General features: G+C 60.2%; 16 protein-coding genes and 1 pseudogene. 11 read left to right on the top strand and 6 right to left on the bottom strand.

Annotated features, from left to right (window positions below; translation table 11 throughout):
- The first annotated feature begins 3 nt into the window (after positions 1 to 3).
- From L6963_RS09745 to ilvA, 4 genes are all read left to right on the top strand, one after another.
- Positions 4 to 882: an HAD hydrolase family protein gene (locus L6963_RS09745; RefSeq protein ID WP_237196823.1), complete on the top strand. Its 879-nt coding sequence runs from the start codon at positions 4 to 6 to the stop codon at positions 880 to 882.
- A 112-nt stretch (positions 883 to 994) separates the two neighbouring features.
- Positions 995 to 1,900 carry a Bax inhibitor-1/YccA family protein gene (locus L6963_RS09740; RefSeq protein ID WP_237207570.1) on the top strand — a complete coding sequence of 302 codons (906 nt, stop codon included), beginning with the start codon at positions 995 to 997 and terminating at the stop codon, positions 1,898 to 1,900.
- Between the two features lie 151 nt (positions 1,901 to 2,051).
- Complete coding sequence (locus tag L6963_RS09735) at positions 2,052 to 3,305, top strand: AI-2E family transporter (protein WP_237207571.1); 1,254 nt, start codon at positions 2,052 to 2,054, stop codon at positions 3,303 to 3,305.
- Positions 3,306 to 3,322: 17 nt separating this feature from the next.
- A complete protein-coding gene (ilvA, locus tag L6963_RS09730) occupies positions 3,323 to 4,579 on the top strand; it encodes a threonine ammonia-lyase (protein ID WP_237207572.1) in 1,257 nt (418 codons plus the stop codon).
- Positions 4,580 to 4,794: 215 nt separating this feature from the next.
- Here the strand turns inward: ilvA and greA are convergent, their stop codons facing one another.
- On the bottom strand, positions 4,795 to 5,295 hold the full coding sequence (gene greA / locus L6963_RS09725) for a transcription elongation factor GreA (protein ID WP_135013150.1): 501 nt from the start codon (positions 5,293 to 5,295) through the stop codon (positions 4,795 to 4,797).
- A 155-nt stretch (positions 5,296 to 5,450) separates the two neighbouring features.
- Positions 5,451 to 5,861, bottom strand: a complete 411-nt coding sequence (locus tag L6963_RS09720; protein ID WP_237205923.1) for a DUF4307 domain-containing protein — start codon at positions 5,859 to 5,861, stop codon at positions 5,451 to 5,453.
- Between the two features lie 151 nt (positions 5,862 to 6,012).
- On the opposite strand from L6963_RS09720, the gene mca reads away from it, so the two are divergent.
- Positions 6,013 to 6,972, top strand: a complete 960-nt coding sequence (mca, locus tag L6963_RS09715) for a mycothiol conjugate amidase Mca (protein ID WP_237207573.1) — start codon at positions 6,013 to 6,015, stop codon at positions 6,970 to 6,972.
- Positions 6,973 to 7,061: 89 nt separating this feature from the next.
- Positions 7,062 to 7,406: a hypothetical protein gene (locus L6963_RS09710; RefSeq protein WP_237196812.1), complete on the top strand. Its 345-nt coding sequence runs from the start codon at positions 7,062 to 7,064 to the stop codon at positions 7,404 to 7,406.
- Between the two features lie 80 nt (positions 7,407 to 7,486).
- Here L6963_RS09710 and trhA read toward each other — a convergent pair whose 3' ends face one another.
- Positions 7,487 to 8,227: a PAQR family membrane homeostasis protein TrhA gene (gene trhA, locus L6963_RS09705; protein WP_237196808.1), complete on the bottom strand. Its 741-nt coding sequence runs from the start codon at positions 8,225 to 8,227 to the stop codon at positions 7,487 to 7,489.
- A 186-nt stretch (positions 8,228 to 8,413) separates the two neighbouring features.
- Between trhA and L6963_RS09700 the strand changes: the two genes are divergently transcribed.
- From L6963_RS09700 to L6963_RS09690, 3 genes are all read left to right on the top strand, one after another.
- Complete coding sequence (locus tag L6963_RS09700; protein WP_237196807.1) at positions 8,414 to 9,175, top strand: isoprenyl transferase; 762 nt, start codon at positions 8,414 to 8,416, stop codon at positions 9,173 to 9,175.
- An 18-nt stretch (positions 9,176 to 9,193) separates the two neighbouring features.
- Positions 9,194 to 9,730 carry a prepilin peptidase gene (locus tag L6963_RS09695; RefSeq protein ID WP_237196805.1) on the top strand — a complete coding sequence of 179 codons (537 nt, stop codon included), beginning with the start codon at positions 9,194 to 9,196 and terminating at the stop codon, positions 9,728 to 9,730.
- Positions 9,731 to 9,793: 63 nt separating this feature from the next.
- On the top strand, positions 9,794 to 10,276 hold the full coding sequence (locus L6963_RS09690) for an NUDIX hydrolase (RefSeq protein WP_237196803.1): 483 nt from the start codon (positions 9,794 to 9,796) through the stop codon (positions 10,274 to 10,276).
- On the opposite strand, the gene L6963_RS09685 is transcribed toward L6963_RS09690, so the two are convergent.
- Positions 10,277 to 10,780 (bottom strand): MarR family winged helix-turn-helix transcriptional regulator, encoded by a 504-nt coding sequence (locus L6963_RS09685; RefSeq protein ID WP_237196801.1) that lies wholly within the window; start codon positions 10,778 to 10,780, stop codon positions 10,277 to 10,279.
- A 177-nt stretch (positions 10,781 to 10,957) separates the two neighbouring features.
- On the opposite strand from L6963_RS09685, the gene L6963_RS09680 reads away from it, so the two are divergent.
- Complete coding sequence (locus L6963_RS09680) at positions 10,958 to 12,154, top strand: acetyl-CoA C-acyltransferase (protein WP_237207574.1); 1,197 nt, start codon at positions 10,958 to 10,960, stop codon at positions 12,152 to 12,154.
- 73 nt (positions 12,155 to 12,227) lie between these two features.
- On the opposite strand, the gene L6963_RS09675 is transcribed toward L6963_RS09680, so the two are convergent.
- Both L6963_RS09675 and L6963_RS09670 read right to left on the bottom strand, forming a co-directional pair.
- Positions 12,228 to 13,982: a pyruvate dehydrogenase gene (locus L6963_RS09675; RefSeq protein ID WP_237207575.1), complete on the bottom strand. Its 1,755-nt coding sequence runs from the start codon at positions 13,980 to 13,982 to the stop codon at positions 12,228 to 12,230.
- Positions 13,983 to 14,187: 205 nt separating this feature from the next.
- Positions 14,188 to 15,594, bottom strand: coding sequence for a class II fumarate hydratase (locus L6963_RS09670; protein ID WP_237196796.1), 1,407 nt, complete (start codon positions 15,592 to 15,594; stop codon positions 14,188 to 14,190).
- A 146-nt stretch (positions 15,595 to 15,740) separates the two neighbouring features.
- Between L6963_RS09670 and L6963_RS09665 the strand changes: the two are divergent.
- Positions 15,741 to 15,885: pseudogene (locus L6963_RS09665) on the top strand (transposase); the annotation flags it as partial.

The raw sequence follows: 15,885 nt of genomic DNA, 5'->3' as shown, positions 1-15,885 counted from the left end.
GCTATGAAGACACCTCATCTCTACGCTGTTGATCTCGATGGAACCCTGCTCACCGATCACAAAACCTACAAGCATGAGCAGCTAGACCGCGTCCTGACCCTGCTAGCTGAACAGGGCTCCTACCTGGCGGTAGCAACCGGCAACCAGATGCCAAAAATCGAGGAATACCTGGCCGGGTATGAACACCACAAGAATCTGTACTACATCGCAGAGAACGGTGCCATTATTCATAACCAGGGCACCGACTTAGCCCTGTGGGGTTTTAGCCCTGACCTGGTAAACCAGGCTCTGGCGGCTCTCGAGAACTTCCCTGCTCTGGGCATTATTCTTTCCTGCCGTCACCACTCTTTTGTTCCCAGCGACCGGCTAGCGACCATCGCCGGACGCGTGCACGAACAGGTCACCAAGGTTGGCATTGACCTGCCCGGCTGGGACCCGGAAAACCCCATCACCGCGATTCGTCCTTTCTACCCCAACGTAGAAGCCATCGACGACCCCACCACCATCACCGAAACTATCGTCAAGATCGCCCTGAACGCCGACCCCGATGAGGGAATCTACGAGACCATCGAAAAGCTGCACGATGCTCTACCTGACGGAATCGCAGCGACCTCCAGTGGCTTCGGGGCTATCGACCTGATTCTGGACGGCAACCACAAGGGCCACGGCCTGGCCTGGCTAGCTGAGCACCTGGGGCTGAGCGCCGAACAGACCACGGCCTTTGGCGACTCTGGCAACGACCTTGAAATGTTCCGCTACGCCGGGCGCGCTATCGCCATGGAGCACTCCGATCCAGCCCTCGCCCCGGTCACAGACCTAACCATTGGCTCCAACAACGACGGGGCCGTCCTCGACTTCCTCGAAGCCGAACTCACCGCCTAACCCCAGCCGCTCACGCCCTGAGAAAAACGGGAAGAAAAGCCGGCCAAGATTCGGTAGGGTAGAGTACAAGACTTTTACCACGACTACTTATTACCACTAGGAGACAACAGCCGTGGCAGGTAACCCCCTGATCAACAACATGACCAAGCCCGCTGGCGACCCCCGCTTCGGGCAGTTCGGTGCTGGCGGCACCACCACCACCGCCAACCCCTACGGCCAGCAGGCCCAGAACCCCTACGGGACCTACCAGCAGGGTAGCTACACCCAGCAGGCCCCCTACGGGTACGAGAACCAGCAGGTATCAGCTGGCCAGCTCAACGACATGTATAACGCCGGTACCGCCGGCCCCGTCGATACCAACCGCATCACCATCAACGACATCATCATGAAGACCGGCCTGAACCTGGGCCTGGTTGTCGTGGGTGCTGTCCTTGCCTGGTACATGCCCATCCTCATGTTCGTCGGTTTCATCGGCGGCCTGGTACTGGGCTTCGTCAACGCCCTGAAGAAGAAGGTCTCACCTGCCCTGGTCATGACCTACTCGGTCATGGAAGGCCTGCTGGTTGGCGGTATCTCTCGCATGTTCGAGGCTTCCTACCCCGGTATCGTGCTTCAGGCAGTCATGGCAACCGTTATTGTCTTTGCTACTATTCTGGCGCTCTACAGCTCCGGAAAGGTGCGGGCAACCCCCAAGATGACCCGCTTCTTTATGATTGCGACGATTTCCTACGCTGTCTTCTGCCTTATCAACCTCGTAGCCTCACTCTTCTTCGGCTTCAACGCACGCGGCGTTGAGGTTATGGGCATCCCCCTGGGCCTGATTGTCGGTCTCTTTGCCGTCCTTCTGGCTACCTACTCCCTGCTGCTCGACTTCACCCACGCCTCTGAAGCTATCAAGATGGGTGCTCCTGAGCGCGAATCATGGCGTATCGCTTTCGGTCTGATCGTGTCACTGGTCTGGCTCTACGTCGAGATTCTGCGTATTCTCTACTACGTTCGAGCTATGGCAGACGACTAAAACCTAGACTCCTTCTAGAGCGTTAGAGATAAAATCCTCGCCCGGGGCAGAAGCAACTGTGCTTCTGCCCCGGGCGAGTTTCGTCACGCTTGTGCTCGGGATACGAGCTGACGCAGGGCAGATAGTAAGGAAACGTGGGAAGATAGAAAGTATGAGTGTCACTATTCCTGAACCCCCTGCCCGGCAGACCGCATCTGACCGTCAGGTGCCCTTTGCCCTGCAGACTGCAGCAGCCTGGTCCTGGCGTCTGATGATTGTGGGCATTGCAGCCGCAGCCCTCTACTGGATGCTGGCTAAGATTTCCCTGATCGTCATTTCGATTATGATTGCGGCCCTGCTTGCTGGCCTGATGTCGCCGGTGGTCTACTTCCTCCGCCGTAACCGCATCCACGCCGGTATTGCCACCGCAATTACCGAGGTCGGCCTGATTGCGGCTGTCGTCGGCCTGCTCGCCCTGGTTGGCCAGCAGCTCACCGCGGGCTTCTCCTCCCTCTCAGACCAGGTGGTTGAGGGCTGGAACCAGATTGTTGCCATGCTCAACAACCTGCCCATCGACCTGGGGGCAGACAAGATTGACCAGTACATCAGCCAGCTGGTCACCACCTTGCAGGACAACTCATCGAGTATCTTGAACGGCGTAGCCAGTGTAGGCTCTACTGCCGCCGATATCGGTACCGGTATGGTAATCGTGCTCTTTACCCTGATCTTCTTCCTCATGGAGGGTGAGAAGATCTGGCTCTTTATCGTCAAGCTCTTCCCTCGCAACGCCCGCCGTGCAGTGAATGGTGCTGGTCGTCGCGGCTGGAAGTCCCTGGTCTCCTACGTGCGCGTTCAGGTCTTTGTGGCAGCGGTTGATGCCGTGGGCATCGGTCTTTCCGCCTTCTTCCTGGGCGTCCCCCTGGCCCTGCCCCTGGGCGTCCTCGTCTTCCTGGGCTCCTTCATCCCCGTAGTGGGTGCGCTGCTGACAGGCGCTATCGCCGTCCTGCTGGCCCTGGTCGCTAACGGCCTGGTCAACGCACTGATCATGCTGGCCATGGTACTGGTAGTACAGCAGATCGAATCCAACATCCTGCAGCCCCTGGTCATGGGTAAGGCCGTAGCCCTGCACCCCCTGGCCGTTGTCATTGTGGTGGTTGCCGGCTCGATGCTCTACGGCATCGTTGGCGCCCTCTTCGCCGTGCCCGTCCTGGCAGTGGTCAATACCGTCATCAGGTACCTAGCCGGACGCGAGTGGGAACACGACCCCGATATCCGTGAAGAAGAATTCCTTTACCCGCACGAACAACGCCGACGCGAGAAAAAAGCTATCGCTGAGAAGGTCAAAGAACGCCTAGAGCGCATCAAGGAAGCCGAAAAGGCCGACGAAGACGCACTCGAAGCTATCAACAACGGCGCCCAGAAATAAGACACAACGAGGTAACGATGCAAGCACCCGCCCCGGTAGAGCTCCCCGTGAGCCTAAGCCAAATTGAAGACGCAGCCCGCCTACTCGACGGCGTCATTGAGCGCACCCCCGTGGCCCACTCACGCGCCCTGAGCGAGCAGATTGGCTCCGAGGTCTTCCTCAAATGTGAGAACCTGCAGCGCTCTGGCTCCTTCAAAGTGCGCGGCGCCTACGTACGCATGGCTAAGCTCACCGAGGCTGAAAAGGCCGTGGGCGTGGTGGCAGCATCGGCAGGCAACCACGCCCAGGGCGTGGCGCTGGCAGCCTCCCGCCTGGGCATCGCCGCCCGCATCTACATGCCCCAGGGCGCAGCCCTGCCCAAGATTGCAGCGACCCGCAGCCACGGGGCCGAGGTCGTGCTACACGGCGTGAACGTGGACGAAGCCCTGGCAGAAGCCAAGCGCTACGCCGAAGAAACCGGCGCTGTCTTTGTGCACCCCTTCGACAACGAAGACATCATCGCAGGCCAGGGCACCCTGGGCCTAGAAATCCTGGAACAGGTTCCGGACGTCGACACCATCTTGGTGGGCGTCGGCGGCGGCGGTCTGCTGGCTGGGCTCTCCATCGCGGTGCGCTCGCTGGAAGAAAAGCTGGGTAAGAAAATCCGCATCATCGGCCTCCAGGCTGAGCACGCGGCAGCCTACCCGCCCTCTCTCGCGGCAGACGCCCTGGTGCCCCTGAAAAAGGTCTCCACCATCGCCGACGGCATCGCGGTGGGCCGCCCCGGCCAGCTCCCCTTCACCATCATCAAGAACCTGGTGGACGACGTGCACACCGTCTCTGAAGACGAAATTGCCCGCGCCCTCATCTTCCTGATGGAACGTAACAAGCTGGTCGTTGAACCGGCAGGCTCGGTCTCTGTAGCGGCAGTGATGAGCGGCTCCCTCAAAGAAAAGTACGGCGACCTAGGCACCACGGTCTGCCTGCTCTCGGGTGGCAACATCGACCCCATGCTCATGCTCAAGGTGATTCAGCGAGGCCTGTCGGCTGCGGGTCGCTACATGACCATCAAGCTCATGCTCAACGACCGCCCCGGCGAGCTCACCACCATCTCCCGCATCATCTCGGAGCACGACGCCAACGTCACCGGTGTGGACCACACCCGCCTGGGTGGCGCCCTCTCCATGGGCGACGTCTCCATCACCATCGACATGGAAACCAAGGGCGTAGAGCACTGCCAGGAAGTCATCGCGGCCCTAGAAGCTGAGGGATATAAGCCAATCGTGGTTTACTAAACACAGCAGTGTGCGGCAGGCATGCCGGGAGCCTGCTGGCCTGGGGCTGGCATGAATTGGCTAGTTCGCGAAGCGAACCGGCCAAGAGGGTCGCAGGCAGAGGCATGCCTGCCGCACTACTAACTACTGTGTGAAAGCAAACTGAAGCCCGGGCGTCCGCCCCCTACAGAAGGGGAAGGACGCCCGGGCCTCGGTCTATCTGCCTGCGGCGGGTTTTAGCCCTGGAAGGGCTTAGCAGAGACAATCTTGACGGGGATCTGCTTGCCGTTGGGGGCTTCGTAAGAAAGCTCGTCGCCCACCTTGTGGCCGTTAATGGCGGCGCCCATGGGGGACTTTTCCGAGAAGACCTGTAGGTCGGAGCCACCGACCAGGGTGTCGGCTACTTCGCGGGAACCGAGCAGGAAGGTCATGGTCTTGCCCGCGATGTTCGCTTCAACAACCATGCCGGGCTCAACCACACCGTCGTCGGCGGCGGGCTTGTCTGAGACCTGGGCGGTTTCGAGCAGGTGCTGCAGCTGCTTGATACGGCCCTCGTTCTTGCCCTGCTCTTCGCGGGCTGCGTGGTAGCCGCCGTTTTCCTTCAGGTCGCCTTCGTCGCGGGCTGCTGAGATACGGTCGATGATTTCCTGGCGGTAGGGGCCTGAGAGGTGCTCAAGCTCAGCCTTGAGCTTGTCGTAGGCTTCCTGGGTGAGCCATGCGCCTTCGTTTTCTGCCATGTGTTTACTCCTTGTAAGCAAGGCCCCGCAGCCGGTGCGGCTGGGGACCGTTGGTGCGGACGGAGCGGAACGCCCCGTGTAAAAGGTCAGTCGTGAGCCTAGTCTACCCATAGGCGGGGTAAGCTCCCTAACTTTACCCCTAGAGAGAAAGGGAGCTAGTCAACCTTCCAGCAGCTATCGACGGTGGCTGTGGTTGCTTCGCCCAGTACCCTGAACTGAACGGTCTGTACCGAAATGCCGTTGCCGTTTTCATCGGCGTAGGGGCCAATCGCGACTTCTTTCCAGCCGACGGGGGCACCCGAGGTGTTGAGGGCCTTGACCGCGCAGACCGCGGTATCTTCGGCCCGTTTACTGACCTCAAAGGTTACTGAGACTTCGTCGGCACTGGTCAGGGTAAAGCCAACGTCGCGGCCGGTGGGTTCGTCGCTGGAGTCAGCCTGCACCCAGAACACAAAAGCGCCCCCCACAAGTACCGCTACCAGGGCCAGCACATACCAGAACCACTGGGGCAGGGCCCGACGCTGGCGGACGGTGCCGTAACGGGCAGATAGGTCAGGGGCGGTCATCAAGCCCACACCTTTCATACGGGGTAATAGAGAAAATGAGGAGCCCCACCACGCCAGGTAGAATTGACCAGTGTCTTTGAATGCGGGTTCCTTCCTCATTTACGATACCCCAAACATTACTCGAGCCACCTTCGCACTAATGGAGTTTTGCATGAGCAACACTGAATCACCCGCACCCGGCTTTGACCCCTCCCTGCTAGCGCCGCTCAAGGACGACTACACCGGCCTGCGTATTCTGGCAGTCCACGCCCACCCCGATGATGAGTCCTCAAAGGGGGCCTCAACCATGGCAGCCTACGTGGCCCGCGGGGCCCGCGTCATGGTGGCATCGATGACCGGTGGCGAGCGTGGCGATATCCTCAACGAGGCAGTCAACAGCAACCCCGCCGCCCACCGCGACCTGGCGGGCGTCCGCCGTCTTGAGATGAAGCGGGCCGCCGCCGTGCTGGGTATTGAGCACCGCTGGATCGGTTTTGTTGATTCGGGCCTGCCCGAGGGTGACCCCCTGCCCCCGCTGCCCTACGGCTCTTTTGCCAGCCTACCCCTGGAGCAGGCGTCCGCCCCGCTGGTGCGCCTGGTGCGAGACTTTAAGCCCCACGTCATCCTCACCTACGACGAAATCGGCGGCTACCCCCACCCCGACCACATCATGACCCACCGGGTCTCCATGGAAGCCTTCGAGAGGGCGGGGGATGCGGACGCCTACCCCGGCACCGGTGAGCCCTGGCAGGTTTCCAAAATCTACTACGACCGGGCCTTCAACTACGACCGTATGCTGGCCTTCCACCACTATCTCGAAGAAGCAGGCCTGGAGTCCCCCTTCGCCCAGTGGATTGCTATGTCAATGGAAGAAGACATTGAGGGGCACCGCCCGCCGGTCTCCCGCCACCAGACCACCACCCGGATCTCATCGGCAGACTTCTTTGAAAAACGAGATGAGGCCCTGCACGCCCACCAGTCCCAGGTCGCCCCAGACTCAGCCTTCTTTGCCGTCTCTCCCGAGATGCAGCGTAAAATCTGGCCCTTTGAAGACTACGTGCTGGCCCACAGCCGGGTGAAGAGCGAGGTGCCGGAAACCTGCTTCTCAACCGGTATCGACTACCGCTCCTAAAGAGCAGGAAAGGCCCAGCCCCACCGCGTAGAATAGGGGTGACCGCCTAAAGGCGGCCCCTGCGCCCCAGACCCAGACCAGAGGAAACCTTGACAGTGTCAGCCCTGATTCCTGTATCTCTTACGATTCTTGCAGCCGAAGCGACCCCCACCGTCATTACCACGGTCAACCCCGACGGGTCCTTCCGCGGCTCACCCGGTATCGTGGGCTTCATCGTCACTTTCTGCCTGGCAATCGCCATCGTGCTGCTGGGGCTAGATTTGACCCGCCGCGCTCGCCGTCTGCGCTACCGCAGTGAATACGCCATTGCCCGTGAGGCTGAGGAACGGGCAGCCGCTGAGGCTGCGGCTCAGGGGAAAACCGAGGAGCCCGTTCACGCCACCGTGCGCGATGAGGCAGTGGTGGCTCAGGATCATCTGCGCCGCCCCCACTAGTTTCTTCGAGAAGATAAACTCAAGGACGCCCTACCCTACCCGGGTGGGGCGTCCTTTAGTTTGAAGGTCACGGGGTGCGTCTATACAAAGATGCAGAACATGACGGCAATGTAGTGCTGGATGAAGCCGAGCACGGTAAAGACATGGAAGAGCTCGTGGAACCCGAAAATATGCGGGGCCATAGCGGGTCGCTTGGTGCCGTAGAAGATAGCGCCGATGATGTAGCTGGCCCCGCCGGTGGCGATGAGAATAGTGGCGACGGGTGAGACCTGCCAGAAATCCCCCAGGTAGAAGACCGCCATGAGCCCCATGACAACGTAGATGGGGGTGTAGAGCCAGCGGGGAGCCCCGGTCCAAAAGACTCTGAAGAGGGTGACCGACAGGGCGCAGCCCCAGATACTCCAGAGCAGCACTGCCTGCTGAGTGCCTTCTAGGAGGGTAAGGGCCACCGGGGTGTAAGTACCCGCAATGAGCAGGGTGATGTTGGCGTGGTCCAGACGTTTGAGCAGCATGCGGGTCTTAGCTGACCAGAAGCCCCGGTGGTAGATGCCGGAGATGCCGAAGAGTAGGACGCCGGTGAGGGCAAAAATGGCGCAGCCAATCCCCACCAGGCCACCGCCGGAGAGGGCAATCAGCACGATGCCGGCGATAAAGGCCACGGGCGCGAAACCCGCATGAATCCAGCCCCGCAGCAGGGGCTTACCGTTCTCGCGGTAGAAGTCGATGACTTCACGCTGAACATCGGTGAGCCGGTCAAGGACGCTCGGGTGGGGTGTAGTTGAGGAGCCGGTGGTCTGGGAGCGGTGAACACGTGAAGCCATATATTTAGTATGGCAGTTCAAAATAAGTGCGGTCTAGGGGGTAGCTAGAAGCTGAACCTGAGGGCAGCAGCCCAGGGCAGCGTCCGCCTAACCACCGCAGACGAGGCTAAGGAGCCTACCCGCCCCGGTCTTACAGGTAGAATGAGCAGGTAAGAACCCCGGCCACCTTCAGACCAGGAGCAGCACATGAAGCTACCGCAGCCACTGTACACGGTGTATGAGCGGTCCCTGATTTCTGGGATTCCAGCGGAGAAACTGCCCCAGCATATCGGTGTGCTGGTTGATGGTAACCGCCGCTGGGCTGCTCTGCTGGGGGAGAGCACTAAGCACGGCCACGAGGCCGGTGCTGCCCGTATTATCGAATTTCTGGGCTGGTGTACGGAGCTCAAGATTCCGATGGTCACCCTCTATATGCTCTCGACCGAGAACCTCAAGCGTAGCAGTGATGAGCTCAATGATCTGGTTGAGGTTATTGAGGGGTTCGTGGGAAAGCTAGCTGCCAGCGGTCTAGCCCGCATTCGCCCGGTGGGTCAGCTCGAATCTCTACCTACCAGCCTGCGCTCTGCTTTCGAGGTGGCCGTTGAGCAAACAGCGGCTGTGAGCGGCTTACAGGTCAATATCGCTGTTGGCTACGGTGGGCGCCAAGAGATTACGGACGCCGTGCGCGGCCTACTGCGAGAAGCAGCAGCTTCGGGGGATAGCCTGGAAGAACTTGCAAAGAGCCTGACCAGTGACGATATTTCCCGCCACCTCTACACCAGTGGCATGCCCGACCCCGATCTCTTAATCCGCACTTCTGGTGAGCAGCGTCTCTCTGGCTTTATGACCTGGCAGTCGGCCTACTCCGAGTTCTATTTCTGCGAGGCCCTGTGGCCGGACTTCCGCCGGGTTGATTTTCTGCGGGCCCTGCGCGACTATGCTCAGCGTCAGCGTAGGTTCGGCTCTTAATAGTGGCCGGGAGCAAATGTGCTCGAACAGATATATAACCTAGCAGTAGAGGGTCTGGGCGGACGCTGGCAGTCGGCTCTTGCCTGTGTGCTCCTGGTCTGGGTGGTGGCGTGCTACCTGGTAGCAGCTACCCGTCTGTGGGTGATTGATGTGCGTGAGCATCGTCTTCCTGACCGTATTGTCCTTCCCCTCTACGCCCTGCTGGGCCTACCCCTCTTTGGGGTGATCCTACTAGCTTCCCCCGACTCCTTTGCCCAGGCTAGGCAGACAGCCTACGGGTCAGCGGTGATGTTTGGTTTTTACGCGCTCATGCGCCTAGCATCTCGCGGGGCACTTGGACTAGGCGATGTAAAACTGGCCGGGGTACTGGGCCTGCTCTTGGCCTATTTCTCGCCCCTGAACCTGCTCTGGGGCAACCTGCTTATTTTCCTCACCGGCGGGCTATATTCTCTAGCGCTCATAGTGACTCGTCGCGCTACCGGCCGTACCCACATAGCCTTCGGTCCCTTCATGCTGTTAGGCACCACCATCGCTCTTTTCTTCCCCGCCACTTAACTAGCCAAGCGCGGTCTGCTGCCACGGGCGTCCGCGCCGGCCCCCATTACACGAAAGGACACTATGCCTACCCCACCATTCATTACCGACCTGCGGGCTAAAATCGGCTCCGACATGCTCTGGCTCTCTGGTGCTACAGCTGTAATTCAGAGGGACAACGGCGATATTCTGCTGGTCCGTCGCAGCGACACCGGGGCCTGGACGCCGGTCACCGGCATCGTCGACCCCGGCGAGAACCCCGCCCTGACCTGCCTGCGCGAAGCTGAAGAAGAAGCGGGCGTCATCATCGAGGTGGTGGGCTTTGCCCAGCTGAAAGCCGACCCGCCCATGACCTTCGGCAACGGGGACCGCTGCCAGTTTCTGGATCACACCTTCTACTGCCGCTATGTATCGGGGCAGGCCCGGGTGAATGATGAAGAGTCGAGCCAGGTGCAGTGGGTGCCGGTGGAGAAACTCGCCGACTACTGTAGCGAACGCATGCTCGATAGAATCGACGCCGCCCTGCACTGGCAGAACGGCGCCCGATTCGATTTAGAAGCGCGGTAGCTAGGCTTCGGCTGAGAGCTTCCGCAGCAGCTCAACCAGCATGGTGCGCTCAACGGGGGTCAGTTTCTCGGCCCACACGGTTTCAAGCTGGTTCTGCTGGGCAAAGATAGAGCTGACGAAGTCGGTACCGGCGGGGGTGAGCTCAACAAGGGTGCCACGCCCGTCCTCGGGGTCCTTAGCCTTGGTAATCAACCCCTTGGTCTCTAGGGGCTTGCTGATGTTTGAGACAGCAGCCCTGGTCATGCCGGTGATATTAGCCAGGGAACTAGCGGACGTCGCCCCCGAGTTCCAGAGGGCAAAAAGCACCCGGTAGGCAGCCCAGGAGCTACCGGCAGGGCGGTGCACTTTCGACTCAAAATCGTGGGTGATGGCCACAGATGCGCGGTTTAGCGACATGGCAAGCAGGGTAGCGTCAACATTGACGGGTTCCTCTAAACCACCGAGGTTCTCGGTGACCTGGTCGATGAAAGACCAGTAAGTGTGGTTACGGGATGATGGTTCCATTCCTTAAGCCTACTCACTGGGCGGCTGTGAGGGAAAAATAAGCCGCCTATTACAGGTATAAACCGTGGCGGTCACGCTATCCATTGGTCTACTCTTGACCGACATGGCGCCGGGGGCTAGTCTCTAAGAAAATCATGAGATAGCCGGTGCAGCGACGCTGCTGCAGAAGGAAGAAACATGCAGACCCACAACAAGGACGTTGTCATTATCGGTGCTGCCCGCACCCCCCAGGGCAAGATTATGGGGGCCCTTTCATCGTTGAGCGCCGTTGAACTGGGCACCCGGGCTCTGGCTCAGGCGCTCAAGGCCAGCACTCTAGCCCCTGAACAGGTTGAAGCTGTGATTTTTGGCCAGGTGGTTCAGGCCGGTGCGGGGCAGAACCCCGCCAAACAGACCGCAAGTGCTGCCGGTATCCCCGTGGCTACCCCTGCGGTGACGGTCAATAGCGTTTGCCTCTCGGGTCTACGCGCGGTGATAGATGCCGCCCGGCTGATTCGCTCGGGCGAGGTTCAGGTCGCTGTGGCGGGCGGCCAGGAGTCCATGTCTCGTGCCCCGTTCTTACTGCCGGATTTCCGTGCGGGCAGGGTCTTCGGTGCTACCAGCGTGCTCGATGCCGTTGAGCGTGATGCCCTCACCGATGCCCAGAGCGGGGAGTCGATGGGCGTGCTGACCGAGGGGTCTAACGCCCGTTTTGAGGTGACCCGCCAGGAGCAGGACGCCATCGCGGCCGCTTCCCACCAGCGGGCCCACGCCGCGGCGTCCGCCGGGCTTTTTGATGCCGAAATTGCCCCGGTGCAGGTGAAAGGACGCAAGGGGCAAGTCACAGAGGTCAGGGCGGATGAAGGAGTGCGCGAGGGAACCACGGTCGAGGTACTCGCTCAACTGCCGCCTGCTTTTGAGCAGGGCGGCACGATTACCGCGGGGAATGCCTCCCCGCTCTCTGACGGGGCAGCGGCCCTGGTGCTCTCAAGCCGCGAATTTGCTGAAGCGAACGGAATCAAGCCGCTGGCGACCGTCCTCGCCTGGGCTAATACCGCTGGCCCCGAGAACGTGCTGCACTATCAGCCCTCCCGCGCTATCGCCGCCGCTCTTGACAAGGCCGGGCTAACCGCGGCCGACCTAGACCATGTGGAAATTAACGAGGCTTTTGCAGCCGTTTCTACGGTCTCTGCCCGTGAACTCGGTCTTGACCTGCAAAAGGTCAACCCCCACGGTGGTGCTATTGCTCTGGGGCATCCGGTGGGGGCGTCCGGCGCCCGCTTGGTGGTTCATGCCGCTCACGCCCTCAGCCAGAGCCCCGACGCTACCTATGCGGCTGTGGCCCTGTGCGGTGGTGGCGGCCAGGGCGATGCTCTGATTCTTCGCGCAGACTAATCTCTTGTACTACGAGGTTAAAACAGGTGGGGCCCGCAGAACGGGCCCCACCTCTAGTTGTATGAGAACTAGTTTAGGTGAGCTGACGCCAGGCGCTGGCGTTACGCAGGTTAGAACGAGCCATTGCTACAGCTTCACCGGCACCGCGATTGAGAGCAATCTTTGAAAGAGAGGTCGCAAAACCAATAATCTGTGAAGCCTCCACCTCGGGAGGCATGGAGAGTGCATTGGGGTCGGTAATGACCTCAACGAGGGACGGTCCCCGATGGGCTAGGGCATGAGAGAGTGCCTTTTCGAGTTTCTTGGGGTCGGTAACGCGTTCTGCTTCAAAGCCCATTGCGGTAGCGATAGCGGCGTAGTTGGTGTCGGGCACATCGACCCCGTAGTCCTCGAAGCCCTGAACTAACTGTTCGAGCTTGACCATGCCGAGGGTGGAGTTATTGTAGACCACGACGGTCAGGGGCAGATTATACATACGGGCGGTCAGCAGGTCACCCAAGAGCATGGAGAGCCCGCCGTCACCCGATACAGAGATCACCTGGCGGTCAGGGGCAGCAACCTGAGCACCAATGGCATGGGGGAGGGCGTTGGCCATGGAGCCGTGCAAGAAGGAGCCGAGCAGTTCACGCTTGCCGTTGGGGGTGATGTAGCGGGCTGTCCATACATTGCACATGCCGGTATCTGCTGTGAAAATAGCATCATCAGCGGCCAGCTCATCGAGTAGAGCTGTGACGTACTCGGGATGAATGGGTCCCTTCTTTGAGGGCTTCTTGGTGTAGGCGCCCACGACCTTGGTCATGATTTTTTCGTTCTTCTTCAGCAGCTGCTCAAGGAAGGACCGGTCTTTCTTGCGCTTAATGAGGGGCAGTACCGCGCGAAGTGTGGCTGCTACATCGGCCTCAACCAGTAGGCTCACATTGGTGCGACGCCCCAGTACCTGGGCGGAACGATCAATCTGGATAGTGTCTGTATCGGGTAGAAATTGGTCGTAGGGGAAGTCTGTGCCGAGCAGGAGCATCAGGTCTGCTTCTTTGAGGCCCTCAGCAGCCTCACCGTAGCCCAGAAGCCCGGTCATGCCCACATCGAAGGGGTTGTCGTACTGAACGTACATTTTGCCGCGCATTGAGTGGCCCACCGGCGCGGCGGCGGCATCGGCCAGGGCAATCAGCTCATCGTGGGCTCCCTTAGCCCCGATACCTGCAAAGATAGCGACCTTGTCTGCGGCATTGATGCGGTCGGCGATGTCGTGGACGGTTGCCTGGTCGGGGGTCATGGTGCCGCGGCGCATGTCGCCCCAAGCGGGTACGTAGTCTACGGCGTCCTCGGCAGCAATATCGCCAGGGATTGAGACAACAGCAACGCCGCGGTTGGCAACCGCGTGACGCATGGCAGAGTTCATGATGCGCAGAGTCTGAGCGGGGTTAATGGCCATCTCTGAGTAGCTGGAGCACTCGGCAAAGAGGCGGTCAGGGTGGGTTTCTTGGAAGTAGCTGGTGCCGATTTGTGCTGAGGGGATGTGGGAGGCGATAGCGAGGACGGGCGCGCCAGAGCGGTGCGCGTCGTAGAGACCGTTAATGAGATGGGTGTTGCCGGGGCCGCAGGACCCTGCACAGACGGCGAGTTTACCGGTAACCTGTGCTTCTGCGGCTGCGGCAAAAGCCGCGACCTCTTCGTGGCGCACGTGAATCCAGTCGATACCGCCCTTAGCAGAGCCGCCGCTGGCACGGACTGCATCAACGATGGGGTTGAGGGAGTCTCCCACCACGCCGTAGATGCGCTCTACGCCGGCGTCTATGAGTTGCTGGATGAGTTGATCAGCGAGTTTCACGGGGCAACCTTTCAATAATCTGTACCCTTACTTTTCTACAGTCTACTCCTATCGGTCTTACTTTTGTTTATTCTTGAACTATCTATGTAGTCACGCGCCCCTGAGTGCTAGTTCACAAGAGAGGTGCACAAAGGGCGGGCTTCCCATAGAGGGAAACCCGCCCTTTGCGTGCTCGGACGCTGGGAGCGTCCTTTGCTCGGTAGCTTTAGAAGTTACCCAGCATCTTGGTGACGTCCAGAGCCTCATCAAGCTGGGCCTCGGTGACTTCACCGCGCTCAACGTAACCCAGGGCGATGACGGCCTCACGCACGGTGGTCTTGTTAGCCACCGAGTACTTGGCGATCTTGGCTGCTGCCTCGTAGCCAATTAGCTTGTTCATGGGGGTGACGGTTGAGGGGGAGGCCTCAGCCAGGAAGCGGGCCCGCTCCACGTTGGCTTCCAAGCCGTCAATCATCTTGTCTGCCATCACGCGGGAGGTATTGGCCAGCAGGCGGATGGACTGAAGCAGGTTGGCAGCCATGACGGGGATACCCACATTCAGCTCGAAGGCCCCGTTGGTGGAAGACAGCGCGATAGTGGTGTCGTTACCGATCACCTGGGCACAGACCATAATGGCTGCTTCACAGATCACGGGATTGACTTTGCCAGGCATGATGGAGGAACCGGGCTGCAGGTCGGGGATGTGAAGCTCGCCCAGGCCGGTGTTGGGGCCTGAGCCCATCCAGCGAATATCGTTGTTGATCTTCATGAAGGAGTAGGCGATATTACGCAGCTGGCCGGAAGCCTCAATCAGGCCGTCACGGTTGGCCTGGGCCTCAAAGTGGTTGCGAGCCTCGGTCAGGGGCAGGCCGGTTTCCTCAGCCAGCAGTTCAATGACGCGGGCGGAGAAGCCGTCGGGGGTGTTGATACCGGTGCCCACAGCGGTGCCACCCAGGGGGACCTCGGCGACGCGCGGGAGGGAAGCGTGGATACGCTCAACCCCGTAGCGGACCTGGGCTGCGTAGCCGGAGAACTCCTGGCCCAGAGTCACAGGGGTGGCATCCATCAGGTGGGTGCGGCCGGACTTAACGACGTCCTTGAACTCTACAGCCTTGCGCTCCAGGGACTCAGCCAGGTATTCCAGGGCCGGAACCAAATCCTTGAGCAGGGCCTCGGTGGCAGCTACGTGCACGGAGGTGGGGAATACGTCGTTGGAAGACTGTGAAGCGTTGACGTGATCGTTGGGGTGGACCTCGGCGTCCTGGCCCTCCAGAGCCTGGTTAGCCAGGGTCGCCAGCACCTCGTTGGTGTTCATGTTGGAGGAGGTGCCAGAGCCGGTCTGGAAGACGTCGATGGGGAAGTGTTCATCGTAGTCACCGGCAGCTACCTTATCCGCAGCATCGCGGATAGCGGCGGCGCGGGTGGCGTCAAGAACACCCAGCTCTTCGTTGGCGCTTGCTGCTGCCTTCTTAATGAGGGCCAGGGCGCGGATATGGGCAGACTCCAGTGTCTGGCCAGAGATGGGGAAGTTTTCAACGGCACGCTGGGTTTGGGCACGGTAGAGGGCATCTACGGGTACGCGGACCTCACCCATGGTGTCGTGTTCAATGCGGTATTCAGTGTTTTCAGCCATACCGCCTAGTCTAATACGCCACCGTGACGGCTGTCGCATTGGAGCCAGAAGATGACGGCCTACCAGATATCGTGTGTGGTAGGCGTTCAAATGATGGAGGTTAGCTGTGGGCTACAGTGAGGCTTATTCATAAGGGGTGCCAAGCAGCCAAAAACACCAATCAGACAAGCCAAAACACCAGAAACGGCTACCGCACCAAAAGAATCCTCACCGACACCGTCGGCCCCATCGACATCAAAGTCCCCCGCGACCGCGACGGCTCCTTCGAACCGACCATCGTGCCCAAACGAG

This window comes from Rothia nasimurium (assembly GCF_928392795.1).
Lineage (GTDB): Bacteria > Actinomycetota > Actinomycetes > Actinomycetales > Micrococcaceae > Rothia > Rothia nasimurium_F.
This window is presented reverse-complemented; position numbering and strand designations above follow the sequence as displayed.